At 67.5% G+C, this 25,928-nt stretch carries 23 protein-coding genes; 8 read left to right on the forward strand and 15 right to left on the reverse strand.

Annotated elements, in window-relative coordinates; translation table 11 throughout:
• Positions 1–70: 70 nt before the first annotated feature.
• Positions 71–919, forward strand: coding sequence for an alpha/beta fold hydrolase (locus tag ABD264_RS07305; protein WP_344205230.1), 849 nt, complete (start codon positions 71–73; stop codon positions 917–919).
• A gap of 28 nt (positions 920–947) precedes the next feature.
• Here ABD264_RS07305 and recQ read toward each other — a convergent pair whose 3' ends face one another.
• Both recQ and ABD264_RS07315 read right to left on the reverse strand, forming a co-directional pair.
• Positions 948–2,798, reverse strand: a complete 1,851-nt coding sequence (gene recQ, locus ABD264_RS07310) for a DNA helicase RecQ (protein WP_344205231.1) — start codon at positions 2,796–2,798, stop codon at positions 948–950.
• 70 nt (positions 2,799–2,868) lie between these two features.
• Positions 2,869–4,011 carry a Fic family protein gene (locus ABD264_RS07315; protein ID WP_144941559.1) on the reverse strand — a complete coding sequence of 381 codons (1,143 nt, stop codon included), beginning with the start codon at positions 4,009–4,011 and terminating at the stop codon, positions 2,869–2,871.
• A gap of 526 nt (positions 4,012–4,537) precedes the next feature.
• Here ABD264_RS07315 and ABD264_RS07320 point away from each other — a divergent pair.
• Positions 4,538–5,041: an FBP domain-containing protein gene (locus ABD264_RS07320; protein WP_145011206.1), complete on the forward strand. Its 504-nt coding sequence runs from the start codon at positions 4,538–4,540 to the stop codon at positions 5,039–5,041.
• Positions 5,042–5,129: 88 nt separating this feature from the next.
• Here ABD264_RS07320 and ABD264_RS07325 read toward each other — a convergent pair whose 3' ends face one another.
• The 11 genes from ABD264_RS07325 to ABD264_RS07375 all read right to left on the reverse strand — a co-directional run bounded on the left by ABD264_RS07325 (position 5,130) and on the right by ABD264_RS07375 (position 15,190).
• Positions 5,130–6,479, reverse strand: a complete 1,350-nt coding sequence (locus ABD264_RS07325) for a threonine/serine exporter family protein (protein WP_186366738.1) — start codon at positions 6,477–6,479, stop codon at positions 5,130–5,132.
• A gap of 125 nt (positions 6,480–6,604) precedes the next feature.
• Positions 6,605–7,912 carry a replicative DNA helicase gene (dnaB, locus tag ABD264_RS07330; RefSeq protein ID WP_055085005.1) on the reverse strand — a complete coding sequence of 436 codons (1,308 nt, stop codon included), beginning with the start codon at positions 7,910–7,912 and terminating at the stop codon, positions 6,605–6,607.
• Positions 7,913–8,264: 352 nt separating this feature from the next.
• Positions 8,265–8,570, reverse strand: coding sequence for a hypothetical protein (locus tag ABD264_RS07335; protein ID WP_055085003.1), 306 nt, complete (start codon positions 8,568–8,570; stop codon positions 8,265–8,267).
• A 206-nt stretch (positions 8,571–8,776) separates the two neighbouring features.
• Positions 8,777–9,226, reverse strand: a complete 450-nt coding sequence (gene rplI, locus ABD264_RS07340) for a 50S ribosomal protein L9 (RefSeq protein WP_055084976.1) — start codon at positions 9,224–9,226, stop codon at positions 8,777–8,779.
• 20 nt (positions 9,227–9,246) lie between these two features.
• Entirely contained in the window at positions 9,247–9,483 is a 237-nt protein-coding gene (rpsR, locus tag ABD264_RS07345; RefSeq protein ID WP_055084974.1) for a 30S ribosomal protein S18, read from the reverse strand.
• 66 nt (positions 9,484–9,549) lie between these two features.
• Positions 9,550–10,185: a single-stranded DNA-binding protein gene (locus tag ABD264_RS07350; protein WP_094393259.1), complete on the reverse strand. Its 636-nt coding sequence runs from the start codon at positions 10,183–10,185 to the stop codon at positions 9,550–9,552.
• A gap of 127 nt (positions 10,186–10,312) precedes the next feature.
• Complete coding sequence (rpsF, locus tag ABD264_RS07355) at positions 10,313–10,618, reverse strand: 30S ribosomal protein S6 (protein WP_055084970.1); 306 nt, start codon at positions 10,616–10,618, stop codon at positions 10,313–10,315.
• Positions 10,619–10,747: 129 nt separating this feature from the next.
• On the reverse strand, positions 10,748–11,167 hold the full coding sequence (locus ABD264_RS07360; RefSeq protein WP_344205238.1) for a TM2 domain-containing protein: 420 nt from the start codon (positions 11,165–11,167) through the stop codon (positions 10,748–10,750).
• Positions 11,168–11,232: 65 nt separating this feature from the next.
• Positions 11,233–12,375, reverse strand: coding sequence for a hypothetical protein (locus ABD264_RS07365; RefSeq protein ID WP_055084968.1), 1,143 nt, complete (start codon positions 12,373–12,375; stop codon positions 11,233–11,235).
• Between the two features lie 11 nt (positions 12,376–12,386).
• A complete protein-coding gene (locus ABD264_RS07370; protein WP_094393256.1) occupies positions 12,387–13,640 on the reverse strand; it encodes a glycosyltransferase 87 family protein in 1,254 nt (417 codons plus the stop codon).
• Between the two features lie 125 nt (positions 13,641–13,765).
• Entirely contained in the window at positions 13,766–15,190 is a 1,425-nt protein-coding gene (locus ABD264_RS07375) for a CCA tRNA nucleotidyltransferase (protein WP_244944840.1), read from the reverse strand.
• A 244-nt stretch (positions 15,191–15,434) separates the two neighbouring features.
• Between ABD264_RS07375 and ABD264_RS07380 the strand changes: the two genes are divergently transcribed.
• The 6 genes from ABD264_RS07380 (at position 15,435) to ABD264_RS07405 (ending at position 22,552) form a co-directional block, all read left to right on the forward strand.
• The gene (locus tag ABD264_RS07380) at positions 15,435–15,935 is read left to right on the forward strand and encodes an NUDIX domain-containing protein (protein WP_055086106.1); all 501 of its coding nucleotides are present in this window, start codon (positions 15,435–15,437) and stop codon (positions 15,933–15,935) included.
• Positions 15,936–16,001: 66 nt separating this feature from the next.
• The gene (gene murJ, locus ABD264_RS07385; RefSeq protein WP_290500340.1) at positions 16,002–17,657 is read left to right on the forward strand and encodes a murein biosynthesis integral membrane protein MurJ; all 1,656 of its coding nucleotides are present in this window, start codon (positions 16,002–16,004) and stop codon (positions 17,655–17,657) included.
• A 66-nt stretch (positions 17,658–17,723) separates the two neighbouring features.
• Positions 17,724–19,358 carry a hypothetical protein gene (locus ABD264_RS07390; RefSeq protein WP_344205243.1) on the forward strand — a complete coding sequence of 545 codons (1,635 nt, stop codon included), beginning with the start codon at positions 17,724–17,726 and terminating at the stop codon, positions 19,356–19,358.
• A gap of 252 nt (positions 19,359–19,610) precedes the next feature.
• The gene (gene trxB, locus ABD264_RS07395; RefSeq protein ID WP_145011299.1) at positions 19,611–20,624 is read left to right on the forward strand and encodes a thioredoxin-disulfide reductase; all 1,014 of its coding nucleotides are present in this window, start codon (positions 19,611–19,613) and stop codon (positions 20,622–20,624) included.
• Positions 20,624–21,016 (forward strand): thioredoxin, encoded by a 393-nt coding sequence (gene trxA / locus ABD264_RS07400; RefSeq protein WP_222126506.1) that lies wholly within the window; start codon positions 20,624–20,626, stop codon positions 21,014–21,016. The genes trxB and trxA overlap by 1 nt, the downstream gene beginning before the upstream one ends.
• A 153-nt stretch (positions 21,017–21,169) precedes the next feature.
• Positions 21,170–22,552 (forward strand): peptidoglycan-binding protein, encoded by a 1,383-nt coding sequence (locus ABD264_RS07405; RefSeq protein ID WP_303106188.1) that lies wholly within the window; start codon positions 21,170–21,172, stop codon positions 22,550–22,552.
• A gap of 114 nt (positions 22,553–22,666) precedes the next feature.
• Here the strand turns inward: ABD264_RS07405 and ABD264_RS07410 are convergent, their stop codons facing one another.
• Both ABD264_RS07410 and ABD264_RS07415 read right to left on the reverse strand, forming a co-directional pair.
• Positions 22,667–23,965, reverse strand: a complete 1,299-nt coding sequence (locus ABD264_RS07410) for a ParB/RepB/Spo0J family partition protein (protein WP_303106187.1) — start codon at positions 23,963–23,965, stop codon at positions 22,667–22,669.
• Positions 23,966–24,868: 903 nt separating this feature from the next.
• On the reverse strand, positions 24,869–25,879 hold the full coding sequence (locus ABD264_RS07415; protein WP_344205247.1) for a ParA family protein: 1,011 nt from the start codon (positions 25,877–25,879) through the stop codon (positions 24,869–24,871).
• Between the last annotated feature and the right edge of the window lie 49 nt (positions 25,880–25,928).

Raw genomic sequence — 25,928 nt, forward strand, 5'->3', positions numbered from 1 at the left:
TCCGACGCAGACGCACCCCAGGCCCGGGGCCACGGCTGACGAGCCCCTCCGTGCGCCATAGGGTGGAGGCATGACTCGGATCACCAGCTTCACACGACAGGGACTCACGTTCGACGTTCTCGACCAGGGCCCGGAGGACGGCCCCGTGGTCCTGCTGCTGCACGGTTTCCCGCAGGACGCCCGCGGCTGGGACGACGTCGCCGCACGGCTGAACGCGCAGGGGCTGCGCACTCTCGCCATGGACCAGCGTGGGTACTCCCCGGGCGCCCGACCCACCGAGCTGGCCGCGTACCGCCGCGAGGAGCTCTCCGGGGACGCGCTGGCCCTCGCGGACGAGGCCGGAGCGGAGCAGTTCCACCTGGTGGGCCACGACTGGGGCGGGGTGCTCGCCTGGGACATCGCCTTGCGCGCACCGGAGCGGGTGACCTCGCTGACCGTGCTGTCCACCCCGCACCCCACCGCGCTCGGGCACGCGCTCAAGACCCCGGACCAGCTCAAGAAATCCTGGTACATCGGCATGTTCCAGATCCCCGCCGCACCGGAGCGTCTGCTCGCCGGTCGCGTGGGACCCCTCACCCGCCGTGCGGGCATCCCCGAGGAGGCCGCGGAACGCTACGAGCGTCGCTTCGCCACCGCGGACGACCTGCGCGGGCCCATCAACTGGTACCGCGCCATGCTGCGCAAGGACGGTGTGACCGGTAAGAATGCCGGAAACGGCATCATCACGGTGCCCACCACGTTCGTGTGGGGCAACCGGGATCCCGCCCTGGGCCGAACGGCCGCGGAGGAGACCGAGGTGTACGTGCACGCGCCGTACAAGTTCCTCGAACTCGATGCCGGGCACTGGCTGCCCGAGCGCGAGGCCCCCGCCGTGGCCGAGGCCATCGTGGACCGCATATCCTCTACCACCTCCGACTGACGCCGAACGGCCGGGGCAGTTCTCGCCGTCAGGACCCCGAGGAGCCCAGCACCTCCAACACGGCGTCCCCGTACTCGGCGAGCTTCTTGGCGCCCACTCCGCTGATGCCGCTGAGCTGCGCAGTCGAGGCCGGGGTGGCCTCCACGATGCCGACGAGCGTGGCGTCCGAGAACACCATGTAGGGCGGGATCTGCTTCTCCTTGGCCACCGATGTCCGCCACTCCCGCAGCGCCTCGAAGGTCTCCTTTGCGGCCTCGTCCAGGGTGTCCGCAGCCCGCGAGCGCCCGCTGCCCCCGCCGCTGCGGGCGCGTCCGTTCGCGCGCGCCGTCGGCGCCCTGTCCACCGCCAGCTCCAGGGTGCCCTCACCGCGCAGCACGGGACCCGCCTGCGGTCCGGGAACCAGCACGCCGAAGTCCCCCACGGCCTCCACGACCCGGCGGGCAAGCAGCTGCCGCAGTACCGAGCGCCACTCCCGCTCGGAGAGGTCCTGCCCGATCCCCCACACGCTCAGCTCCTGGTGGCGCGACGCCTCCGTGCGCTCGTTGCTGCGGCCCAGCAGGATGTCGAAGACCTTGCCGGAGCCGAACTGCTCACCGCGTTCGCGCTGCAGCCTGATGAGGGTGGACAGCAGTTTCTGGGCGGGCACGGTGGCGTCCCAGACCTTGGGCGGGTTCAAGCACGTGTCGCAGTTGCCGCACGGCTCGGAGTCCTGGCCGAAGTACCGCAGCAGCTGCACGCGGCGGCAGTCCGTGGTCTCGCACAGGGCGAGCATGGCGTCCAGGTGCGAGCGCGCATTGCGTTTGTGCAGGTCAGATCCGTCGCCCTGGTCGATCATGCGCCGCTGGTTGACCACGTCGCCTAGGCCGTATGCCATCCATGCCGTTGCGGGCATACCATCGCGTCCGGCGCGGCCTGTCTCCTGGTAGTAGCCTTCAATGCTCTTGGGCAGGTCCAGGTGGGCGACGAAGCGGACGTCCGGCTTGTCGATGCCCATGCCGAACGCGATCGTGGCGACGACGACGATTCCCTCCTCCCGCAGGAACCGCACCTGCGTGTCCTGGCGCACCGCGGCGTCGAGACCCGCGTGGTAGGGCATGGCGTCGACCCCGCGGGCGCTGAGCCACGCGGCGGTGGACTCCACGCTCTTGCGGGACATGCAGTAGACGATGCCCGCCTCCCCCGGGTGCTCCGACTGGATGAGCCGCAGCAGCTGGTCCTTCGCGCGGTCCTTGGACTCGATCCGGTACTGGATGTTGGGGCGGTCGAAGTTGGAGACGAAGTGCCGCGCGTTCTCCATGCGCAGCCGCTCGGTGATCTCCTGGTGGGTGGCCCGGGTGGCGGTCGCGGTGAGTGCGATGCGGGGAACGTCCGGGAAGGCGTCCGCAAGCACGGACAGCCCCATGTAGTCGGGGCGGAAGTCATGCCCCCACTGGGAGACGCAGTGCGCCTCGTCGATCGCGAACAGGGCGATCGGTGCGCGCTTCAGCAGCTCAACGGTGCGCGGCAGGATGAGCCGTTCGGGGGCCATGTAGAGCAGGTCAATGTCCCCGGCGAGAAGCTGCCGCTCCACCTCCTGCGCCTCGTAGGGCTCCAGGGTGGAGTTGAGGTACGCGGCGCGGATACCCACGGCCTCGAGCGCGGCCACCTGGTCCGCCATGAGCGCGATCAGCGGGGAGACCACCACGCCCGTGCCGTCCCGCAACAGGGCGGGGATCTGGTAGCACAGGGACTTGCCGCCGCCGGTGGGCATCAGCACCACGGCGTCCCCACCGACCACCACCTGCTCGATGATCTCCGCCTGCTCCCCACGGAAGGCGTCGTACCCGAAAACCTCCTGCAGGACGCCCAGGGATGTGGTGGCAGTGGCGGAGGAAGTCATGCCTCCAGGGTAGGTGCTGAGCACTGGGGTACTGTGCGCTCACCTGCCGTCGGGTGGACAGTCCCGCGCCTCAGTCACGCAGGATAGCCGGGAGCATGTCCAACTGGTTGAGGCGGTGCACCACGTGCTTGGTCAGAACGTTGCGATGCAGACTCACCACGTACCGCCCCGGCCCTGACATCTTCTGTAGCAACCCGGACTCGACCATGCGGCGCAGACGGTGGCTCCTGTTCGACGGAGACCCCTTGATCACGTCCTCGAGATCGCCCGCTTTGGCCTTCCCTTGGCGCGCCACCGCGTAGATCACATCTGCCTCCGTCTCCGTGAGCTCCCCCGCCGCGAGGGCGGCATTGACCGAGGGCACCACGACCTCCTCGGAAATGAAGCGGGGGGCAGCAAGCCGACTGACCCTGTCCATGTCGTCCTTGAGGCCGTGGATCACATACCCGGCCCAGGCCAGCACCCCCTCCGGGCTCAGGGAGTCCGCTCCCGCGAGGTGGTCGTAGTACGACTGCCGGTCGGCACCAAAAACGGCTGTGGGGTTGAGCGGACGCGCGGCGCTCCTGGAGGTGTAGCCCTGGTTGCTCAGCATGGCGTACGTCAGCAGGCGTGAGACCCGCCCGTTACCATTGGCAAACGGATGTATCCAGACGAACCGGTGGTGGACCAGCGCGATCTGGAGGAGTTGGTGCTGTGCGGGCACTTCCTTGTTTGCAAACTCCAGGAGCTGGTCCATGTCCGCCTGGACGGACCCTGGTGCGGGCGGGACGTGGGACGCTCCAGCGATCCCGACGGGGATTGTTCGATAGCTGCCCGGGTGCTCGTCACCCTCACGTTCGAGTCCCTGCACAGCGAGCTGGTGGAGTTCACGGATCAGCCCATGAGTCAGGGACAGCCTTCCATGGGCTGCCAACTCGTCCATGTAGTCAGTTGCCTGCTCCAGCTGCAGAATCTCTCGCACGGCGTCTGCTGCTGGCTTTCCCGTGGCCGCGGCCCGCCGGGCTTCGGCCACGACATCCGCCACCGTGGTCCGGTTCCCTTCGATGCGTGCCGACATGACGCTCGTGAGACCTTGGAACAGCCTGCGCAGCTCCAGGCCAAGAGGGTCATCAAGGTGCTCAGTACGAAAATCCACGCGCACCCGCTCCAGGGCGAACAGATCCGTCACGAGCGCACTCGCGAAATCGACCTCGGGGAAGACCATGGGTTGCATGTATCAAAATTTATCCGGGGATCAGACAGATTTGAACATCGGAGCCTCTGCCCCTTAGAAACACGGGGAAAGGAGGCAATACCCACTTGTAAATTCTTGACTTCTACGAGTATGGGAACTTGACGCTCACCTCCAGCGGGATACCCTTCTGGGCGACCCGATGCCAGGTGGTGGGCAGCCCCACGGTGGAGCTAAACTGTCCCCGTACGTTTTCGAGATCCACAGCCGTGGAGGAACGAGGCTTTCGTGCGTCAGGGGGTTGCCGGCTTCTTCAACGCCGGCACTAGACAGCGCTGACCGGACGCGGCGGGTGAAGACCACCCCGTCGTGCGCTTTCACCCACCCCTTTCCACCTCCCCGCGGCGACCGTGCTCCACGAGCGCGCCGAACGCCGTCGCCCTCCCGCACCACACGGCACGACGACGCCGCCCTCCCCCACCGCGCCCCTTGACACCCGGGCGCCCGCGCGCCGTCCTGACCCGCACGTGGCAGGCAGGGAAAGGCAATCCTCGAAGGACCAAATAACATGAATACGCATACAGAAACCGAGATCCGCAAGAGCTTCGTCAACTGCTCCAAGGGCGCCGCGCAGCGCATCAACATCCCGCAGGACGTGCTCCACGGGGACTGGGAGTCCCAGATCTTCCTGGGCTGGTACGACCCGAAGTCGCCGCGGGCGGGCTACGTCGTCGTCGAGACCGAGGACGGGCTGCGCGGACTGGTGCTCGAGAAGAACGCGCAGAAAACGAGCGGCGGCGCCCGCATGTGCCAGATCTGTCTGACGCTGCACCCGGCCAGCGGCGTCTCACTGGTATCGATCCAGCGCTCCAAGACCGCGAAGGACCGCTACAACTCCGTGGGCACCTACGTGTGCTCGAACCTGGCGTGCAGCGACTACACACTGGGGCGGCGGAAGCCCGAGGGCATCCGGCAGATGGAGGAGACCATGAGCCCGGAGGAGCGCGCAGAGCGCACGCTCGCCAACATGCGAGGGCTCGTGGAGCGCGTGGCCGAGGCCATGGGGAAGTAGCGGCCTCCGCGGCGGGGCGGACGCGGGCAGGACCCACCCCGCCGCCGGGCGCGCAGCGCGGACCGCCCCAGCTTGATCTGCGCCCGCGTCAGCTGGTGAAGGGCTTGGAGAAGATCGGAACCATGATGTCGCTGAAGTTCTCCTCGTTCGCCATCTCGCGGCGGAACTTCTGGCCCGGGTGGTGACGCACGAACTGGCGACGCCGCCCGGCCCAGAGGATCTCGGACGCCACGTACTGCCCGAGCATGCCGCCCATGCACAGGCAGAATGCGGTGATCGCGGCCTCGAGGACGTTCTCCCCGGCGTCTTCGAGGCCGAAGATCACGCCCAGGACACCCTGGTAGACGAGCATTCCCGGGAACAGCGGGAGCAGGACGACCATGAGCGTGGCGTTCGAGGCCAGGTTCAGGGCGCGGGTGAGGGTGACGCTCAGGATGCCCGCGACGATCGAGGCGATCAGGATGGCACCGAAGGAGCTGATGCCCAGAGAGGTGATGGCCAGGACGCCCAGCTGCACCAGACCGCCGAAGAGTCCGAGGGACACCAGCTTCCACCCACGACCACCCGAGGCGAGCGCGAAACCGGCGGAGACCACGGCGGCACCAAGGACGGTGAGGGCCCAGCGGGAGTCGTCCATCTGCAGCGTCTCGATGTAGTCCACGGAGTCCCCCACGAGCGGCCGCATGGCGTGGATCCCGATGGTCACACCGGCCACCAGACCGGCAGTGCTCGTTATGGCCTCGAAGATGCGCCCGGAGGCGGAGACGTACCACCCGGTGATGACGTCGTGCACCGCACCGTACGCGGCGATCCCCGCGAGCCACGCGGCCAGCGCGGCCACGATGCACACGGCCGTCTGGGTGATGTCGAAGAGCACCCCCGCCACGGTCGCCCCCAGCACCGCGGTCAGCCCCCCGGCCGCCAGGCTGAAGACCTCGGGGGCCTTGACGCGCTGGACGAGGGCGTAGACCCCGTAGACGACCGCGGAGACGATCGCGGCCGTGATGGCGGTGGGCCAGCTTCCGCCCAGGATGAGAGCGAACCCGACACCGAACATCGCGAAACCGGTCATCGTCAGACGGTGGCCGATGTGCCGGGACTCCGCGAGGATCTCGTCCATGCGCTGGATCCCCTCCTCTGCAGAGATCCGGCCGAGCACGAAGTCCTCCAGCACCTCGCCCGTGGCCGTGCGCAGCTGGATGTCCAGGGTCCCGGGCTGGGACTCGAACACGCGAGTGCTCGGCGCCTCGTCCGGCGCATCCTGGTGGCTGATGGTCACCTGCCCCAGGCCCACGCTCACCGTGACGTCCCGAAGGTCCGTCTTGCGAAAGATCGACAGCAGGGACTTGGTGGTGTTGGCGGACCCGGCCCCGCTGCGAATCAGGGCGTCCGCAATCTGGAAGGCGAGTTTGTAAGCAGCCTGTTCGGTGGTGAGCACCGACCAAGCGTAGTGGGACGGGGCGGTTACGGGCGAGGTGGGTGCGATCCCAGGGTGTGGGAGGTTGGACGCAAGGCGCAGCTCGGCTCGCCCGCGACGCAGCACAAGACGGGGAGCTGAAGACTTTAGAACCCCTCCAGCGCCATGTTCGCAAACCGTGAGTAGTGGCCCTGGAACGCCACCACGATCGTCTTCGTGGGACCGTTGCGGTGCTTGGCCACGATCACGTCCGCCTCACCGGCGCGCGGGGACTCCTTGTCGTAGACGTCCTCGCGGTGCAGCAGGATGACCATGTCCGCATCCTGCTCAATTGACCCCGATTCACGCAGGTCACTCACCTGCGGCTTCTTGTCCTGGCGCTGCTCGGAGCCACGGTTCAGCTGGGACAGCGCCACCACGGGCACGTCCAGCTCCTTTGCCAGGAGCTTGAGGGCACGGGAGAACTCGGAGACCTCCTGCTGACGGGACTCCACCTTCTTCCCGGAGCTCATGAGCTGCAGGTAGTCCAGGATCACCAGGTTGAGGTCGTGCTTCTGCTTGAGCCGGCGGCACTTGGCGCGGATCTCCATGAGGGACATGTTCGGGGAGTCGTCGATGAACAGCGGCGCCTCGTTCATCTTGCCCATGATCTGCGCGATCTTCGCCCACTGGTCGTCCTGCAGCGTGCCCGCGCGCAGGTCCTGCATGTTCAGCGTGCCCTCCGCGGAGAGCAGACGCATCGCGATCTCGTTGCGGCTCATCTCCAGGGAGAAGATCACCGAGGTCATCCCGTGCTTGATGGACGCGGAGCGCGCCACGTCCAGCGCGAGCGTGGACTTGCCCATGGCCGGTCGCGCCGCGATCACGATCATCTGCCCACCCTGGAACCCGTGGGTGAGCTCGTCCAGCTCCACGAACCCGGTGGGCACGCCCTGCATCCCGGAGCGGCTGCCCGCGGCCTCGATCTCGTCCACGGTGGCTTCCATGACGTCCTTCAGCGGGACATAGTCCTCCGCGGTCCGCCGCTCGGCCACCTGGTAGATCTCGCCCTGGGCCTCGTTGACGATGTCGTCCACTTCGCCGTCGTGCGCGTAGCCCAGCTGCACGATCTTGGTGCCTGCCTCCACGAGCCGCCGCAGGACGGCGCGCTCGCGCACGATCTCCGCGTAGAACCCCGCGTTCGCGGCCGTGGGCACTGAGGCGATCAGCGAGTGCAGGTACGCGATCCCGCCGATCCGCTCGATCTCACCGTTCTTGGTGAGCTCGTCCCCCACGGTAATGGCGTCCGCCGGTTCGCCGCGCCCGTAGAGGGAGACCACGGCATCGTAGATGTTCTCGTGCGCCGGCTTGTAGAAGTCGACGCCGCGCAGCACCTCCACCACGTCCGCGATGGCGTCCTTGGAGAGCATCATCCCGCCCAGCACCGACTGCTCGGCCTGGTTGTCGTGCGGCATGGTGCGGCCGTAGTCCTCGCGCGGCCCGGAGGAGTATTCGGACACCCTTACCCACTTTCATCACGTCGGAGGCGCCCACCCGGTGCGGCGCCCGGTACATTCTCGCACCGCCCTCAGACGCGCAGAAGCGCCGTCACGCAGCCGGGACGACGCCGCCGCGCGGCTGGCTTCCAGCTCCCCCAGCCGTCTCCCGGTGGGGGCCACGGGCGAACAGCCGGCGTCGTCGTACCCAGGCGAGGTCAGTCATTCACAACCTGTGGAAAACTCTGTGGAGATCTTGTGGAACACGCCGTGCGGCGGTGTGCACAGCATGTGGACTCGGCTGTGGAAAACCGCCCCCTCTGGGGAGAACTCAGGCGAACAGCGCGAACAGCAGCAGCCAGAGCAGGGGCGAGAACACCACGGACAGCACCAGCACCAGCACGTAGCGCCCGCGCAGCGCCGGGAACGCCACGGTTCCCGCGACCCCCATGACGAACGTCACCAGGGACGTGACCACGCTCAGCACCATCCCCACCAACAGGATCGTCATGGCTGTATGCGACCCGAAGCCGTTGCCGGTCGTGAAGCCTCCCAGGAAGAGCAGCGGGGTGAGGATCGCGCACGCGAATGCGGCCCAGAACAGTTTTCTGCCGGTTCTCGGACGGGAGGCTCTCATGCTCACCCAGACATGGTGCCATGCCCCGCTCCACGGTGACTGGACGGGCGCGGCGACGCACGTGTCCACGCGGGTGGGATCGTCGAGCACCACGGCTCACCCGCCCTGGACACGAAGGAACCCCGCGGCCGAAGCCACGGGGTTCCTTCGTTGAGCCGTCACACGGAGGGCAGTTCCTCAGCGCGCGGTGCGTGATCGCCTGGTGATCAGGCGGGCACGACCTCGAACTCGATGTTCGCGTTGACGTCCTCGTGCAGGTGGACCACGGCCTGGTAGACACCGGTGGTCTTGATGCGCTGGGTGAGGTCCACGCGACGCTTGTCGATGGAGCCGAGACCGGCGTTCTCCACTGCGGCGGAGATGTCACCGGCGCGGACCGTGCCGAACAAGCGACCCTCGGCACCGGACTTGACCGGAACGGTCAGCGTGGTGGAGGTGAGCTTGGCGGCGAGCGCCTGCGCATCCTCGAGGGAGTGCAGCTCGCGCGTGGCGCGGGCCTGCTTGATGGAGTCGATCTGCTTCTCGGCGCCGCGGGACCACGGGGTCGCGAAGCCGCGGGGGAACAGGAAGTTACGGGCGTAGCCGTTCTTCACGTCCACCACGTCGCCCGCGGAACCGAGCCCGGAGACTTCCTGGGTCAAGATGATCTTTGCCATGAATTCTCAGTCCTCTCTGATCAGCGGCCAGCGCCGGAGTAGGGCAGCAGTGCCACTTCACGAGCGTTCTTGATCGCCTGGGCGATCTTGCGCTGCTCCTGGACGGACACGCCGGTCACACGGCGAGCGCGGATCTTGCCGCGATCGGAGATGAACTTGCGCAGAAGGGCGACATCCTTGTAGTCGATCTCGGTGATGTCGGCCGCCTTGAGCGGGTTCTGCTTTGGTTTCGGCTTGCGGATTTCAGCCTTGGCCATCGTGGTGCTCCTTTTCTGGTGCGGAGCCCGCAGGCGGACCTGCGGGATGGGTGGTTGTGATGAGGTTTAGAAGGGAGGCTCGTCCTCGGAGTCGGCGCCCCAGTCGTAGTTGCCCCCGGAGGACTGGCCCCACGGGTCACCACCCTGTTGACGCTGCTGCTGGCCGCCACGGCTGCCCTGGTTCCCGTTGAACCCGCCGCCCTGACCGCCCTGGTTTCCGCCGAAGCCGCCACCCTGCTGGTCGTTGAAACCACCCTGGTTGCTGCTCTGGCCTCCACCGAAGCCGCCCTGACCGCCGCCGAAGCCCTGGTTCCCACCGTAGGAGTTGCCTCCGCCGCGCGAGTTCCGGTTGACCTTGGCGGTCGCGTACCTCATGGAGGGGCCGATCTCGTCCACTTCCAGCTCGGTGCTGGTGCGGCGCTCCCCTTCTTTGGTCTCGTACGAGCGTGCCTTGAGCCGTCCCTGGACGATCACGCGGGTGCCCTTGGTGAGGGACTCCGCGACGTTCTCCGCGGCCTCACGCCAGACGGAGCAGCGCATGAAAAGAGTTTCCTGGTCTTTCCACTCGTTGCTCTGCCGGTCGAAGGCACGCGGGGTGGACGCAACGGTGAAGTTGGCCACGGCGGCTCCGGACGGCGTGAAGCGCAGTTCGGGGTCGGCAGTCAGATTTCCGATCACTGTAATGACGGTGTCGCCAGCCATGTGAACCTCCGGATTCTGTGGACGCTGGATACGAGACACGGTGAGTTGAAAAGCATGTCACGGTCGGGGTGCGGGACCCCGTTCGTGGGCACGCGGTGTGCAGTCCGGATGGACGTGCACGCTCAACTCACTTGCCGTGGATCTTCTGCTCTTCCGGACGGATGATCTTGGTGCGCATGACGGCCTCGTTGAGGTTCAGGACGCGGTCCAGCTCCTTGGCGGTCTGCGGCTCGGCGGTGAAGTTCACCACGGCGTAGATGCCCTCGGACTTCTTCTGGATCTCGTAGGCCAGGCGACGACGGCCCCAGATGTCGAGCTTGTCGACGGTGCCGTTCTCCTTGGTGACGACCTCGAGGAACTTCTTGAGGGTCGGCTCGACGGCGCGCTCCTCCACCTCGGGGTTGAGGATGACCATCAGTTCGTATTCACGCATGTAAAGAACCCACCTCCTTCGGGCTAAGCGGCTGCGGTCTCTCCACAGCAGGAGGTTCTGTGCGTATGTCGGTGCCGGCAACGTGGAACGCACGGCACACAGACTTGCCTACTTTACTACAGCGGCGCCTCAGTAGCCACCCACCCGGCGGGCCAGCCGGGCGTTGAGGACGGCCACGCGCACGGGGATCACGAAGAGGTCGATGAACATGAGGATCCACAGCGGGACCAGGAAGATCCAGCCGACCAGGATGCCCACGGTGGCCCAGCCGATCAGGCCGAGCAGGAGGTAGAAGATGCCCTGGACGGGCTGCGCGAGGTAGAACTTGTGGATCCCGAGCTGACCCAGGAAGAACCACAGCACGTAGGCGAGCATGGTGGACTTCCCGCCCACCACGTTGACATTCACGGGCTGGCTCACGGGCCAACCCTGGCCCCACTGGCTGGAACCGCCCGAGGGTCCGAACCCTTTGCCCTGGCCATAGCCGCGGGCACTCTGGTCGCGCGGGGGCAGCGGCTCGGCCCTGTAGTACTCGGGTTCATCGGCCATGGCGGACCCCTCTCCTCGTCCCCGGCTGCCGTGGTGCAGCCACCTCCATGGTAAAAGCGTGAAACTCACTTCTCGGCGTCGGTCAGCGCTGAGCGCAACCGCACCTCGGTGGTGAGCTCCTCGCCGGTGCTCCGGGCGCTCACGTCGATCCCGAACCGCACGGTGCCGCTGCGCTGCCGCCCGTTCTCGAGCCACGTCACCTTCGCCTGGGTCGCCCGGAACCGTGCCGCGTGGAACGCGAGGGGCTCCTCGGCGTCCGGCTGCAGCAGGAGCGAGGGCCGGGATGTCACCTCCCAGCGGACGTTGGAGACTCCCCCGGGCAGCCCGCCCTCGTCCGGTGAGGCGCTGGCGGTCCCGGACGCGGACGACGTCGCCCGCTCCAGCTCCCGGGGCACGGGACAGGACGCGGCGTCGAACTGCAGATCCCGCTCGCACGCCCCGAGCGTGCGCTGCACCTCGGTCTCCACCGACTGCCACATGCGCGGGGACGGTGCCACCGTGAGCTCCTCGGTCACCGCCGGGCGCGGGTCGGTGAGAGATATTGCTGCAGTGGCATGTTCTTTGGTGAGGAGGTAGGAGTCACCCGGCAGCGCGACGTCGTACCGTCCCGGCAGCGCCTCGAAGCGCCAGGCCCGTGCGTGCGGCCGCGAGGAGTCCGGTGACGTGACGTGCCCGGCGTCCGGGCGGACCTTCTCCCCGTTGACCGCGAGTGCGTCCAGGGGCCCGGGCATGCGCACCTCCACGCTGGTGTCGTCGCGTGTTAGCAGGCGCCAGGCGTCGTTGAACGGGCCCCACGCGCTGACCTGCTCCACGGTGTAGGTGCGCCGGACCGTGGAGCCGCCCCCCAGGTGGACGTCCACCGAGACCACGGCGTGCCGGCCCTGCACCATGGTGCCCACGACATCGTGCCCCACCGGCCGGTCGGCCGCCGCCCGGTAGACCCGGTTGGGGAGCAGCTGTGCGAGGTTCTGGCCGCCGCCCACGAGCAGGGGTGCGAGGACCTGGCGGGAGCTGCCGTTCTCGAGGTGGCCGAGGTAGGCGTCCACCGGTGCCCGGGGATCCCGGGCGACGACCACGTAGTTGGCCACCGCGGCCCACGCCGCCACGGTCACGACCACCACCGCCAGGATGAGCGCGAGGGGACGCCGCAGGGTGTTCCACGCGGGGATGCTCACGGGCGCGGAGGACTCCCGCTCTCCGTCGGTCATCGGTGCGCGCCCTACTGCACGGCCGAGGCGCCCAGCGCCGCCGCCTTGCGCCCGCGGAACATGTCCACCACCACGGCCACCACCAGGTAGATCAGGAACAGGTAGCGCACCACGGCCAGCAGGTCCTGGGCGCTCCAGCCGAACTCTTCGATCCACGGCAAGGTGGGCCACGCGGAGGAGGGCAGCACCACGGTGGCCCAGTAGAGCATCTCCACCACCTGCCACAGGCCGAACTCGATCCAGTTGCGCCGGCACAGGATCACGAGGGGCACGAGCCAGACCACGTAGTTGAGCGAGTACTCCTTGGCCAGCAGGATGTAGAGGGCGAGCAGCAGGAAGGTGACCTGCACCACGGACGGCTCGCGCTTGCTCAGCAGCGCCACGAGCAGGACGAACACGAGGCCCAGGACCATGCTCAGCAGCACGTACTGGCCGCCGTCGCCCAGGCTCGTTCCGGTGCGGGGCTCCACCACGGAGGTCCACACGTTCCACAGGGAGGAGCGCTCCGTGTCCGAGCGAACCATGTCCCCGAACTGGGCGCGCCAACGGTCCCAGGAGGTGATCATGTACGTGCCGTTGATCAGCGCCCACGCGATGACCGCGCACAGCAGCGCGGAGACGATGTCCTTCAGGAAGCGGTGGCGCGCGGCCATGATGAGGATCGCCACCAGCACCACCACCGGGAAGAACGCCACAGAGGCGCCGAAACCCACCATGATCCCGGCGAGCGCCGGGTTTCCGCGCACGTAGCCGAGCAGCGCGAGCATCATGAACAGCACGGCCCACAGGTCCCAGCTCTGGAAGCCCACGAGCACGATCACGGGTGCGAGCGCCATGACCAGCGCGTCCGTGCGGCGGTTGCCGCTGAGCGAGGAGACCACGGCCACGATCGCGAGCCACACGAGGGCGAGAAGCACCAGGGAGAGGTCCAGGTAGAAGCCCTGCCCCACGTCCAAGCCCATGAGGGAGGAGAGGTTGGAAGCGAACCACCCGATGATGGTGGTGATCATGCCCACGAGCACCGGCTGGTCTCCGGTGGGTCCACCGGTGAAGAACCCGTTGGCCACGTCCGTGGAGTGCACGCCCAGGTCCCCCGTGCCGATCACGGTGGCGCACAGCTGGGGAACCTGCTCGGCCATGTGCCAGTCCGGCACACGGCAGGGGATGCGCAGCAGGTAGGCCATCATGACCGTGTAGAGGCCGAGGCCCAGCAGCACCAGACCGGCATTTCCTCCGGACCTGTTGCGCGCACCTTCCAGGCTCATGCGGGTACTCCTCGGCCGTGACGACGTTTGGCCCCAAGTGTTCCACGAGGGCGGGTGATCCACACGCCGCGGCGCGTGAACGCAGTGCCGCCACCTCCTGCGACGACGACGCCGCGCACGCGCCGTCAGGAGGCGACAACACCCTTCTCGCGCGCCCAGGTCAGGAGCCGCTCGCGTGCGACATCCTCCCCCACAGCACCCTCGTCCAGGCGCATCTCCAGCAGGAACTTGTAGGCACGGCCCACCACGGGCCCGGGCGGGACGCCCAGGACCGCCATGATCTGCTGCCCGTCCAGCTCGGGGCGCACGGCCTCGAGCTGCTCCTGCTCGGCGAGCTGGTCGATGCGCCGCTCGAGCTCGTCGTAGTGCGCGGCGAGCCGGGCGGCCTTGCGCCTGTTGCGGGTGGTGACGTCCGAGCGGGTGAGCCGGTGCAGCCGTTCAAGCTCGTCCCCGGCGTCGCGCACGTAGCGGCGCACCGCGGAGTCGGTCCAGCCCGCCTCGCCGTATCCGTAGAAGCGCATGTGCAGCTCCACGAGGCGTGTGACGCGCTTGATGGTCTCGTTGTCGAAGCGCAGGGCCTTCATCCGCCGGCGTGTGATCTTGGCGCCCACCACCTCGTGATGGCGGAAGCTGACCGCCCCGGAGGGCTCGAAGCGCCGGGTGGCCGGCTTGCCGACGTCGTGCATCAGGGCCGCGAAGCGCAGCGCGAAGTCCGGGGCGGGAACGGGGCCGTCCGGGCCCGTCTCCTTCTCCGCGGCCTGTTCCATGACCGTGAGGGAGTGCTGGTAGACATCCTTGTGGTGGTGCGCCGCGTCCGTCTCGAGCTGCAGGGCGGGCACCTCGGGCAGCACGATCTCCGCGAGCCCCGTCTCCACCATCAGCTCGACGCCGCGGCGCGGCTGGGCGCCGCAGATCAGCTTCACGAGCTCCTCGCGCACGCGCTCCGCCGAGACGATCTCCAGCCGCGGCGCCATCGCCGTCATGGCCTCCCGCACGGGCTCCACCACGTCCAGGCCCAGCTGGGACGTGAACCGTGCGGCGCGCATCATGCGCAGGGGGTCGTCCGTGAAGGAGTCCTCCGGGGTGCCGGGCGTCCGCAGCACCCCCGCGGCCAGGTCCTTGACGCCGCCGAACGGGTCCACGAGCTCCATGTCCGGCAGACGCAGGGCCATGGCGTTGACCGTGAAGTCCCGGCGGCGCAGGTCCTCCGTGAGGTCGTCCCCGAAAGCCACCGTGGGCTTGCGCGAGTCCGGGTCGTAGTCCTCCGCGCGGTAGGTGGTGACCTCCAGCTGCATCCCGGCCTTGCGCATGCCGATGGTCCCGAACTCCCGGCCAATCTCCCAGTGGGCGTCCGCCCAGTCTCGGATGATCGCCAGCGTCTGGTCCGGGCTCGCGTCAGTGGTGAAGTCCAGGTCCAGGGCGTCCCTGCCCAGCAGCAGGTCCCGCACGGGACCGCCCACCAGGGAGAGCTCGTGGCCCGCCCGGTCGAAGAGGCGCCCCAGCTCGCGCGAGACGGGGTGGAGTGAGGAGGTGTCCGGCAGCTGCGTCATGATGAGAGCCATTATCGCATCACCGGGCCGCGGACCACCGTGCGACGGAGCGCACGCGGGACGCACACGCAGTGCCGGGCGCGCTGTGAGAAGCGGGGCGGGGCGGCGGACCCTGGGCCCACGGAGGCGAGGGGAGCGCGGAGGCCCCGAGCGGCGTCGTCCCCGGTGAGCGTCCCCACCCCAGCCCCCTGGGCACCCCTGGCCCATCAGGGAGTGCCATGCGAAAGTGGCTAAGGTAGGGGCCATGGCTTTCCCCGTACCCAGCGCGCCCAAGAGGCGACCGAACCAACCGGTCTCTGCGCTGCCCACGGTGGAAGAGGTCTCGGCCGGTGGGATCGTGGTCAACCTGTCCGACCCCACTCACCCCGTGGCCATCATCGCCCGCATCAACCGCGGCGGACGCCTCGAGTGGTGCCTTCCCAAGGGTCATCCCGAGGGTGAGGAGACCAACCAGCAGGCCGCCGTGCGGGAGATCGAGGAGGAGACCGGGATCGAGGGCCGGGTGCTCTCTCCCCTGGGCAGCATCGACTACTGGTTCACGGTCGCAGGGCACCGCGTGCACAAGACCGTCCACCACTTTCTGCTGGAGGCCACCGGCGGCTATCTGACCACCGAGAACGATCCGGACCATGAGGCCGTGGATGTAGCGTGGTCCGGGATCGACGACCTCGGCCGGAAGCTGTCCTTCCCCAACGAACGGCGGATCGCAGACATCGCCAGGGAATACATCATCCACCAGCTGTAGGGCGGTCCCGCTCGAACCGTCGTGCGCCGCACACGGTCCCACCCCTCGCGCAGGAGGCCTTGTTCCATGCAGAAGTCCGGGGCGCGCGCCAGCGCCGTGATGGCCTCGGGGACACTGGTCTCCCGCGTCCTGGGGTTCGTGAAGACCTTCCTCATCACCGTGGCCATCGGCTCCGCCACCACCATGGCGGACGTCTTCCAGCTGGCCAACACCCTGCCCAACCTGATCTACGTGCTGATCGCCGGCGGCGTGTTCAACGCCGTGCTGGTCCCCCAGATCATCAAGGCGTCCAAGGCCGAGGACGAGGGTGCGGACTACATCTCCCGGCTGATCACCCTGGCCGTCATCGCGCTGCTGGTGATCACCACTGCGGTGGTGGTGTGCGTGGGCCCGATCATGCGCCTGATGGGCCCCGGGTGGACGGACGCCCAGCTGGCCATGGGCACCACGTTCGCGCTCATCACGTTTCCGCAGATCTTCTTCTACGGGCTCTACACGGTGGTGGGGCAGGTGCTCAACGCCAAGGGGGCGTTCGGCGCGTACATGTGGGCCCCGGTGCTCAACAACCTGATCGCCATCGCGTCTCTGCTGGTGTTCATCCGCCAGTTCCACCCCTTCCGCCTGGAGCACCACACGGTGGAGAACTGGACCCCCGGGCAGACCTTCTGGCTCGTGGTGATGGCCACGGTCGGCGTGGCAGCGCAGGCCCTGATCCTGTTCTGGCCCCTGGCCCGCCTGGGTCTGAAGATCCGTCCCCGCTTCGGCTGGCGCGGCATCGGCCTGGCCGCGGCCGGGAAGCTGGGCGGGTGGACGCTGGCCACGGGTGTCGTGGCGAACCTCGCGTTCATGGCCCTGTACCGCACCGCCGCCATCCCCACCGGCGCCCGGTCCGACGCCGCTCCCGGCCCGGGTGCCCCCGTTCCGATCGCGGGCACGGCCGTCCTGGACCAGGCCACCATGCTCTACGCGCTGCCCCACGGGGTGATCGGGCTGTCCATCGCCACCGTGCTGTTCAACAGCATGGCCGCCGCGGTGGACAAGGGTGACCGCGCCGCGCTCGTGCGCTCGCTGTCCTCGAGCCTGCGCGTGACCGGTGTGGCCACCGTGTTCTGCATGGTCGCGCTGATCATTTACGCCGGGCCCCTGGGCATGCTGTTCTCTGGCGACGCCCCGGCCGCCGGTGCCGTGATCGGGCAGGTCATCACGCTCATCGCCATCGGTGCGCCGTTCATGTCCACCGCGTTTATGCTCGGGCGGGCATTCTATGCGCAGGAGGACGCCAGGACGCCGTTCGTGGTGCAGCTGGCAGTCTCGGTGTTCACGGTGCTGTGCGCCGTGGTCATCGGGCATGCATTCCGTCCCGAGCACATGGTCTACGCCATTGCCATCTGCTACGCGCTGCAGAACATCCTCGCCACGGTGATCTACCACGTGGCCCTCACCCGGCGGATCGGGGACTACGGCCTCTCGCGGATCGTGGGCAGCCACGCGCGGATCCTCGCTGCGGCACTCGTCGCGGGTGTCGCGGGCGCGGGGATGCTCTGGTGGCTCGGCGGGTACCGCACGGATGGCCTGCCGTGGCACGGCCAGGCGTGGGCGATCATCACCCTCGCGGTGGGCGGCACGGTCATGGCCGTGGTCTACGCGGTGGCCCTGAAGGTGTTCCGCGTCCAGGAGTTCACCACCCTGCTGGCCCCGTTGAAGGCCAAGCTGGGCCGCTAGACTGCCCCCAAGAACCCCCTCGCGTCCGTGGGACCGCCGCGGCGCCCGATTCAGTAGGGAGCCATCGTGTCCCAGCCCATTGCGCTCGGAACCGTCCTGGGGGGCCGTTACAAGGTTGTAGCGTCCCTGACGAGCACCCCCGAGGGGGATCACGTCCTGCAGGGGGAGGACCAGATCCTGCGCCGAAGGGTCTCGATCCTGGTTCCCTCCACCGGGCACGAGTCTTTCGTGGTGGAGCGGGCCCGATCGCTTGCCGGTGGAGCAGGGCACAGCGGGTTCCAGGTCCTGGACATGGGACAGACGGATGACTCCACCTACCTGGTGACCTCCTACTACCCCGCGGACGACCTCCTGGACGCGCTGCTGACCCGGGACGACGATTCCGAGGACGACTCGCTCTCGGACGACATCTTCGGCGGCTCCCGCACCGCGGCGTCCTCCTCCTACATCTACGAGGAGCCGGACCCCACCCAGCCCCAGCAGGTCGTCGCCGCGTCGGACGCAGGCAGCGCCGCGCAGCCGGCCGTGACCCGCTGGGACCCCTCCGACTACGACGACTACGACGACGCCCCCGCAGCCCCCTCCGTGCGCAACCGGCTCGGCGTGCGCCGCAAGGTGCGCCCCGGGGCCGTGCGCTCCACGATGTTCGACCGCGAGGCATCCCGCGCCGGTGCAGCTGGTGCGTCCGCCGCCGCGGGGGAGATCGACCCCACATACGACGGTGACAACCGTTACGAGAGCTACGCCCGCACCGAGGGCAAACCGGGCCGCCTCGACGAACGCTCAGCCACCCCTCGCGGGGCCGATCGCGACGCCGCCGGAGCCGGCCCCGCAGATGACGCCACCGCGGTTGCGGCGGCATCCCGGGCCGGGGCCTCCGCCACGGTCGGTGCACGCACACAGCGTCCCGAGAGATCCCGTCCCGAGAGCTCCCGCCCTGAGAAACCCCGTGCCGGATCCTCTGCGGCGACGGCGGCCGGCGCGACCGGCAGCACCGAGACAGACACCGAGCACGGGGGCGGGGGCGCCAAGCTAGTGGCCACCACCGAGAACCGGCGGAAGGGTCCGTTGCGGTGGCTGATCCTGCTGCTGCTCGTCCTGGCCCTGGTTGCGGTGATTGTCCTGGGCTTCCGCAGCCTGGGATCGCTGACGAGCCAGTTCTCCCAGGAGGGGCCCGCGCAGCAGAACGCGGCCCCGTCGGAGGCAGGCAGCCCCCTAGCGACGTCGTCCCCGTCCTCGAACGCGACCCCCGAGATCACCGGCGTGACACGCGTGACCGCGGACCCGAACTTCATGTCCGACACGGACGCGACACTCAACCAGGCAACGGACGGCAACCCCGCCACCTACTGGCTCAGCTACGGCTTCTCGAGCACCCAGTTCGGAGGCCTGGTGCAGTACGTGGGGCTGGCCGGGCAGCTGAAAGAACCCGCGCCGGTCCAGGAGGTCACGGTGCAACAGGCCAACGGCTCGGGCGGGCAGTTCACGGTGTACGTCTCCGACAGCCCCTCGCTGGACGGTGCCGAGAAGGTGGGCTCAGGATCCTTCACCGGTCCGGAGATCCGCGTGCCCCTCTCGGACGCGGCGCGTAGCAAGCCCCACCAGTACGTGCTGGTCGTGTGGGACCAGCTGCCGCAGCTCACGAGCCCGATCGGCGGCTACCAGTACGGCCTGCGCATCGGCGAGCTGACGGTGCGGTGAAGTGAAGGTGCGGAGGGTTGACGTGCCGTGGGTCCACGGCGCTGTGGCAGCTCGGTGGTGGTCGTGAGGCTGGCCAGCTGCGTCCGTCGTCCCGGCCCGTGCCCCATCATCCGGCCGCGGGCGGGGTCCGCGAGCACCCGCCCCGCGTCGCGGAATATCTGAACGGGCTCCCCACGTTCTGACGTGTAGTCCACCTCCGCAGACGCGGTGATCCATGGAAAGGCTGTCATACCAGTGAGCAATCAGTCCGGCATGTTCTCCAGCGCCGTGAACCTCGACCTCGGCGCCTCGGTGCAGACCGCGCCCGCCGCGGTGGCAGGGGCCTCGGACGACGACGCCGTGCACGACGTCGTCATCGTAGGTTCCGGTCCCGCGGGCTACACCGCAGCGATCTACACCGCGCGCGCCAATCTGAACCCTGTGGTGCTGGCCGGGTCGGTGACCGCCGGCGGCGAGCTGATGAACACCACCGAGGTGGAGAACTACCCGGGGTTCATCGACGGCATCATGGGCCCGGACCTCATGGGCAACATGCAGCAGCAGGCCGAGCGCTTCGGCGCGGACATCCGCTACGAAGACGTGGTGTCCGTGGAGCTGGAGGGTGAGGTCAAGACCGTCACGGTGGAGGACGGCACCGTGCTGCGTGCCCGCGCCGTGATCATCTCCACGGGCTCCGAGTACCGCAAGCTCGGTCTGCCCGACGAGGAGCGGCTCTCCGGCCACGGCGTCTCGTGGTGCGCCACGTGCGACGGCTTCTTCTTCAAGGGCCAGAACATCGCTGTGATCGGTGGCGGTGACTCTGCGATCGAGGAGGCCACTTTCCTCACCAAGTTCGCGGACAAGGTCACCCTGATCCACCGACGGGACGAGTTCCGTGCCTCGGAGATCATGCGGCAGCGTGCCCTCGACGACCCGAAGATCGAAATCCTCTGGAACACCAAGGTCACGGGCATCAACGGGGAGAACAAGGTGGAGTCCCTCGACCTCGAAGACACCGTCACCGGAGAGGCCTCCGAACTGGCCGTGACCGGTCTCTTCGTCGCCATCGGCTCGGATCCCCGCGTGGGCCTGGTAAAGGACCAGCTGGAACTCACGGCGGACAGCACCATCGCCGTGGACGGCCGCACCTCCACCACGTCCCTGCCGGGAGTCTTCGCCGCCGGTGACGTGGTGGACCCCACCTACCGCCAGGCCATCACCGCGGCCGCGTCCGGTTGCGTGGCCGCCGTGGACGTGGAGCACTACCTGGCGGCCCTGGACAGCTGATCCGGCCCCACCCTCGCCTCCCGAACCCCCGGGAAGAACCATCGAAAGGAAAAGACATGAGCGCAGCGAAAGACGTTACGGACGCCACCTTCCAGGCGGAGGTGCTCGAGAACTCCAAGCCCACCATCGTGGACTTCTGGGCGGAGTGGTGCGGCCCCTGCCGCCAGCTCGGTCCCGTGCTGGATGCTCTCGCGGCCGAGCACGCAGAGCAGGTGGACGTGGTGAAGGTGAACGTGGACGACAACCCCGCGATCGCCTCCCAGTACGGCATCACGTCCATTCCGGCCGTGTACCTCTTCGCGAACGGAGAGGTCGCCAAGACCTCCATCGGCGCGAAGCCCAAGTCCGCCCTTGAGAAGGAATTCGGGGACTACCTGTCCCCCTCCGCCTAGGACACACCACCCGGGCCCGCCACGGACAAGTGAGCGGGCCCGGGTTTTCTCTGAGACGATGCAGGTCCGAGCTCCGTCCGACCGGGACGGACCGACACCCACGGGGAGATCCACGTGCAGCACCCAACTCCCGGAGCCACCCTCCGCCACGGCATGAGCGACCGACGTGTCGTGGGCCTCAGGGAACGCCTCCTGAGGGCGGGGAACACGGACACGGGCATTGCGCCCGAGAACGTGTCGGATCCAGCGCTCTTCGACGAGCGCGTGGACCGGGCGGTGCGGTGGTTCCAGCAGCACAAGGGACTCATCGTGGACGGTCTCGTGGGGCTCGAGACCGACGCCGCACTCAACGACGCCCAGTACACCCTCGGCGACCGCCCGCTGTACTTCAACGACATGGAGCCGCTGCACGGGGATGACGTCGAGGAGCTGCAGAACAACCTCTCCCTGTTGGGTTTCTACTACGGTCACCTGAACGGCACGTTCACGCAGAAGACCGCCTACGCTGTGCGTGAGCTGCAGTGCAGCCTGGGTGTGGAGTGCGACGGCGTCGTGGACCTTGAGACCCTCACCGGACTCGCACGGGTGAGCAAGAAGATCACCACCTCCAAGGCGTTCTCCCTGCGAGACCACCAGCGCCTGGAGGCGCTGCACGAAGCCCTGCGTGACCGTGTGATCGTGCTCGTCCCCTCCCGTGCCAGCTCCCAGGTAGAGCCCGCGGGTGCGCCCTCGGATTTCGCCGCGCAGCAGGACTCCATCAGCTACGAGGTGGCCCTGCGCAGCTACGACCTGCTCCACAACGTGGGAGCCGCCCCGGTGCTCGTAGATCCCTCCCCCGAGAGCCTTCCGTCTTCCATCGCGGGCACGGAACCCGAGGCGGAGAGTGACGCGACCAGCGCCACGCTCCACGCCGAGGGTGGTGCGGTGGCCGTTGCTGCTGCTGGTGATACGGCCGCTGTCAGCACCCCTGAGGCCGACCCGTCTGATGGAGGCACCGCTGATGCTGTGCGGGGGGCCGGACACGGTCATGGTGTGATGATCGCAGGCGTCGAGGGCGAGACGTCCAAGGCCCCCCGACACGTCGTGGCCTCCGTCGACGAGGTGCTGCGAGAGCGGTCCGACGCCCTCATCATCCGTCTGCATTGCGACTGGAACGCCTCCCCGCAGGCCCAGGGCGTAGCGACCTTCTTCTGGGGGGCACCGGAATCCGGCCAGCCCTACTCCCCCATCGGACAGCTTGCCTCCGACAAGATTTTGCGTGAGCTGGTGTCCCGCACCGGCGCTCAAGACCTGGGAAGCCACGCACGCCAGTGGAGTGCTCTGCGCAGCGCCGGTACCGCCGCGGCGTGGGTCGATCTTGGCTATCTCTCCAACGAGGCTGAGGCGAAAAAACTCAGCCGTGGTTCCTACCGTGCCCGGCTGGCCGAGTCCGTGCTCTGTGGACTCCAGCGTGTTCTCGTACCGGAGCCCTCACCCGCGGCCACCGGCACCATGAGCCTGGCGGACATCCAGAACTACTACCGCAACGAACCCTGATCGTGCCGGTGTCCCCGCTCACCGGTGGGTAGGGCGGCGATCCCATCCCAGGCCCGCGACATACTGAAGGGCCCCGATGTTTCACGTGAAACATCGGGGCCCTTCTCTCAGTTCTCAGTTCTCAGCGTCTAGTTTGGGGTCCAGCACGTCAATAATCCGGTTCAGGTCCTCGACTGACGCGAACTCGATGGTCATCTTCCCCTTACGAGCTCCGAGCTGAATCTTGACGCTCGTGTCCAGCTTGTCGGAGAACGCGTCCGCGATGTATCCGAGCCGGTCGTCATGCCGGTTCGCTGGCGCCTTGCGCTTCGTGGCACGCCGTTTGAGGCCATCTGCCAAAGCCACGGCTTCCTCCGTCGCGCGGACAGAAAGCCCCTCTGCAACAATTCTCTGGGCTAGCCGTTCCATCTCTGCGGGATCCGAAAGAGCGAGGAGTGCGCGCGCGTGCCCCGAGCTCAGCACGCCCGCCGCTACACGCCTCTGCACGAGAGCTGGCAGACGAAGCAAACGCAACGTATTGGAGATCTGGGGACGAGAGCGGCCAATTCTATCGGAAAGCTGCTCCTGTGTGGCCCCGAACTCCTCCATCAGTTGCTGATATGCCGCTGCCTCCTCGAGCGGATTCAGCTGTGCCCGGTGCAGGTTCTCCAGCAGCGCATCACGCAACAGGTCGTTGTCGGCCGTGTCGCGGATGATAGCCGGGATGACATCCAGGCCAGCCTCCTGCACGGCTCGCCACCGGCGCTCTCCCATGACGAGCTCGTATCTACCTTCCCCCTCCTCGCGACTCGGCCGCACCACGATGGGCTGCAGTACGCCGAGTTCCTTGACGGAGAATGCCAGCTCAGCGAGTTCGTCCTCATCGAAGACCTGACGCGGCTGCCGCCGGTTCGGGTGAATGTCTGCCACCGGGACCTCGGCGAATCGGGCTCCGGGGACCATCTGCAGCTCGTTGTTCGACGCTCTGGCGTCCTCGGTGCCCGGGGCGGTCCTGTCAGGCGTCTCCGACCCCACATGATCAGGGACCGCACCGGGCTCAGGAGACGCCGTCGGTGCGGCCTTCACCGACTCGACTCGTCGGCCGCCCGCCGTGGAACGTGTCGGCTTGTCGTTACCTGGTACTGCGAGTGCATCGATACTGTCGGGAGTGGAGGTTGTGTGAAGTGGAACATCGGTGCCATGGGCACGCGACTCGTCGTTCACAGGCTGGTCACCGTTCGTTTCGGCGCTTGCCGTGACGTCACCCTTACCACCTGAGCCACCCGCGGATTCCGACCCGGCGTTGCTGGTTGGTCGCGGCTCCGGGGTCTTGGGCGATGTTTCACGTGAAACATCGAAGGACTTGGAGACTTCTTCGCTCTCCGCCTCTCCAGCAGAGTGCTCCCCCTGATTCCCTGATGACAAGAAGAACATGTCGACCGGTCGACTCACAGATGTTGTGCTTCGCAACGCCTGAACCATGTCCCGGCGCTTCCGCGCCGGCTTGGCCGGTTCCCTTACTCCCTTCGAAGCCACGGTCCCCGGCGGTGTTTCACGTGAAACATCGTGCCCTTTATCGGAGGTAGGCCGCTCACCCGAGGTCGACGAAGACCCGACACTATTCGGGGCCGCGGAGGCCTTTCGGGTTGTGGAGGACGCCGCGCGCTTCCTCACAGGGACGCCCGTTGCCTCACGATTCTCCGCCGTCCCTTCTGCGTTCTTGGTACCCGATGCCGCCGCCCCCGATGGTTCCCGAGGCATCGATGTGGACTGTCTAGAAGCAGCCTTCTCGCTCTTCTCCGCCTTGTTCGCCTTGTCCCCCGTGTCGGTCTTCGAGTCCGACGTCGTGGACGCAGTCTTCCCAGCCACACGCTTTGAGGCCGTCGACGGATCTGCCGTGACCCCCTTGCCGGAACCAGCCTCCTTGCCCTGAGGATCTGGTGCGCGCCCCTCAGCGGCCCCACGTTCTCTGGTGCGAGTGTCAGTGGACGACTGCCCCCCAAGCTTCTCGCTCCCTGCCGCTGAGTTCTCCGCACTGCTCGGTTCGCCGCTCGGAATCAGGGCACCGAGGCCCCTGCCAAGTCCACGACGTCGTTCTGCCACGATGATGTCCCTCCACGTAGTAATCGTTGCATCCATCGTAGTCAACGCAAGGGTGGAAGAACCGCCGAAAGGCTGTGTTTGCCGGTCAGCGACCTCCCCTCAGTCGATGTCCGTTCCCCAAGCGGCCCCCAGACAAGGTGCGCATCGCGTACTTCATGGCCGCCCATTGTGCGCCAGGATTACAAGCACGTGAAGCACTCCCAAAACTCGACAACGACGAAGGGCCGCGATGTTTCACGTGAAACATCGCCGCCCTTCGTCGTTGTCGAGTTTTNCATAGGTGATGACGCTCTGCTGATAACTCGGTGCCTCGGAGATGCGCACGGAGCGCGGAATCATTGTCTCCATGACCTCATCCGGGAAGTGCTGACGCACTTCGTCGGCCACCTGTGACGCGAGGTTCGTGCGCCCGTCGTACATGGTGAGGAGAATGTTGGATACCGTGAGCCCGGGGTTCAAGTGCCTTTGGATCATTTTGATGTTGTTGAGCAACTGGCTGAGCCCCTCGAGTGCGTAGTACTCGCACTGGATGGGGATGAGGACCTCAGTGGCCGCCACGAACGCGTTGATGGTCAGCAGGCCCAGACTCGGCGGGCAGTCGATGAACACGTAGTCCAGACGGGGGAGCCCTGCTTCTTCGCGTGCTGCGGCGTACTCGGCCAGCGCGCGCTGCAGCCGCTGCTCACGAGCAACGACGGAGACGAGCTCGATCTCAGCGCCCGCGAGATCAATGGTTGCGGGCAGCACCCACAAACTCGTGGACTCGGGAGACTGCTTGACCACGTCCACCACGGGCACCTCGTCGATGAGGATGTCGTAGACCGAGTCCGCGTCCGAGCCGTGGGGGATGCCCAGCGCGGTGGAGGCGTTGCCCTGTGGGTCGTTGTCGACCACCAGGACGTTCTGCCCCTGCTCGGCCAGCGCCACCGCCAGGTTCACGGAGGTGCTGGTCTTGCCAACCCCGCCCTTCTGGTTGCTGATGGTGATGTACCGAGTGCTCTCGGGTCGGTCCAGCTGGACGTTTTTGAGCTTGTCGCGGCGCTTGTTCTCTTCCACGAGTTTCCTCCCCAGGGCGGTATCCGCCACCGCGTCTTGTGCCGTCAGCCCCACCGGACCGCCTGTTTCACGTGAAACATGCTTACCGCGGTCGGGGACAACCTTCTTCGTTTGGGATACCGGATCCGGCGGCAGACCGAAGTCGTGCCCGCGCGTGAGTCCCTGATCGGAATGATCCGGAGTGGTCATGTCGACTGTCCCTTTCGTGGCTGCTGCGGTGCTTCCCGTAGCTTATCGA

Source organism: Kocuria salsicia (assembly GCF_039532055.1).
GTDB lineage: Bacteria > Actinomycetota > Actinomycetes > Actinomycetales > Micrococcaceae > Kocuria > Kocuria salsicia.

Bases quoted from the DNA above. Each gene is read 5' to 3' on its own strand.
- ABD264_RS07350 (WP_094393259.1), bottom strand. From the start codon at position 10,185: ATGGCTGGCGACACCGTCATTACAGTGATCGGAAATCTGACTGCCGAC.
- murJ (WP_290500340.1), top strand. From the start codon at position 16,002: ATGCAGAAGTCCGGGGCGCGCGCCAGCGCCGTGATGGCCTCGGGGACA.
- ABD264_RS07380 (WP_055086106.1), top strand. From the start codon at position 15,435: ATGGCTTTCCCCGTACCCAGCGCGCCCAAGAGGCGACCGAACCAACCG.
- ABD264_RS07410 (WP_303106187.1), bottom strand. From the start codon at position 23,965: ATGTTCTTCTTGTCATCAGGGAATCAGGGGGAGCACTCTGCTGGAGAG.
- ABD264_RS07335 (WP_055085003.1), bottom strand. From the start codon at position 8,570: ATGAGAGCCTCCCGTCCGAGAACCGGCAGAAAACTGTTCTGGGCCGCA.
- ABD264_RS07375 (WP_244944840.1), bottom strand. From the start codon at position 15,190: ATGACGCAGCTGCCGGACACCTCCTCACTCCACCCCGTCTCGCGCGAG.
- dnaB (WP_055085005.1), bottom strand. From the start codon at position 7,912: ATGCCGCACGACAACCAGGCCGAGCAGTCGGTGCTGGGCGGGATGATG.
- rpsR (WP_055084974.1), bottom strand. From the start codon at position 9,483: ATGGCCAAGGCTGAAATCCGCAAGCCGAAACCAAAGCAGAACCCGCTC.
- ABD264_RS07360 (WP_344205238.1), bottom strand. From the start codon at position 11,167: ATGGCCGATGAACCCGAGTACTACAGGGCCGAGCCGCTGCCCCCGCGC.
- rpsF (WP_055084970.1), bottom strand. From the start codon at position 10,618: ATGCGTGAATACGAACTGATGGTCATCCTCAACCCCGAGGTGGAGGAG.
- ABD264_RS07365 (WP_055084968.1), bottom strand. From the start codon at position 12,375: ATGACCGACGGAGAGCGGGAGTCCTCCGCGCCCGTGAGCATCCCCGCG.
- ABD264_RS07320 (WP_145011206.1), top strand. From the start codon at position 4,538: ATGAATACGCATACAGAAACCGAGATCCGCAAGAGCTTCGTCAACTGC.
- trxB (WP_145011299.1), top strand. From the start codon at position 19,611: ATGTTCTCCAGCGCCGTGAACCTCGACCTCGGCGCCTCGGTGCAGACC.
- rplI (WP_055084976.1), bottom strand. From the start codon at position 9,226: ATGGCAAAGATCATCTTGACCCAGGAAGTCTCCGGGCTCGGTTCCGCG.
- recQ (WP_344205231.1), bottom strand. From the start codon at position 2,798: ATGACTTCCTCCGCCACTGCCACCACATCCCTGGGCGTCCTGCAGGAG.
- ABD264_RS07405 (WP_303106188.1), top strand. From the start codon at position 21,170: ATGAGCGACCGACGTGTCGTGGGCCTCAGGGAACGCCTCCTGAGGGCG.
- ABD264_RS07370 (WP_094393256.1), bottom strand. From the start codon at position 13,640: ATGAGCCTGGAAGGTGCGCGCAACAGGTCCGGAGGAAATGCCGGTCTG.
- ABD264_RS07315 (WP_144941559.1), bottom strand. From the start codon at position 4,011: ATGCAACCCATGGTCTTCCCCGAGGTCGATTTCGCGAGTGCGCTCGTG.
- ABD264_RS07305 (WP_344205230.1), top strand. From the start codon at position 71: ATGACTCGGATCACCAGCTTCACACGACAGGGACTCACGTTCGACGTT.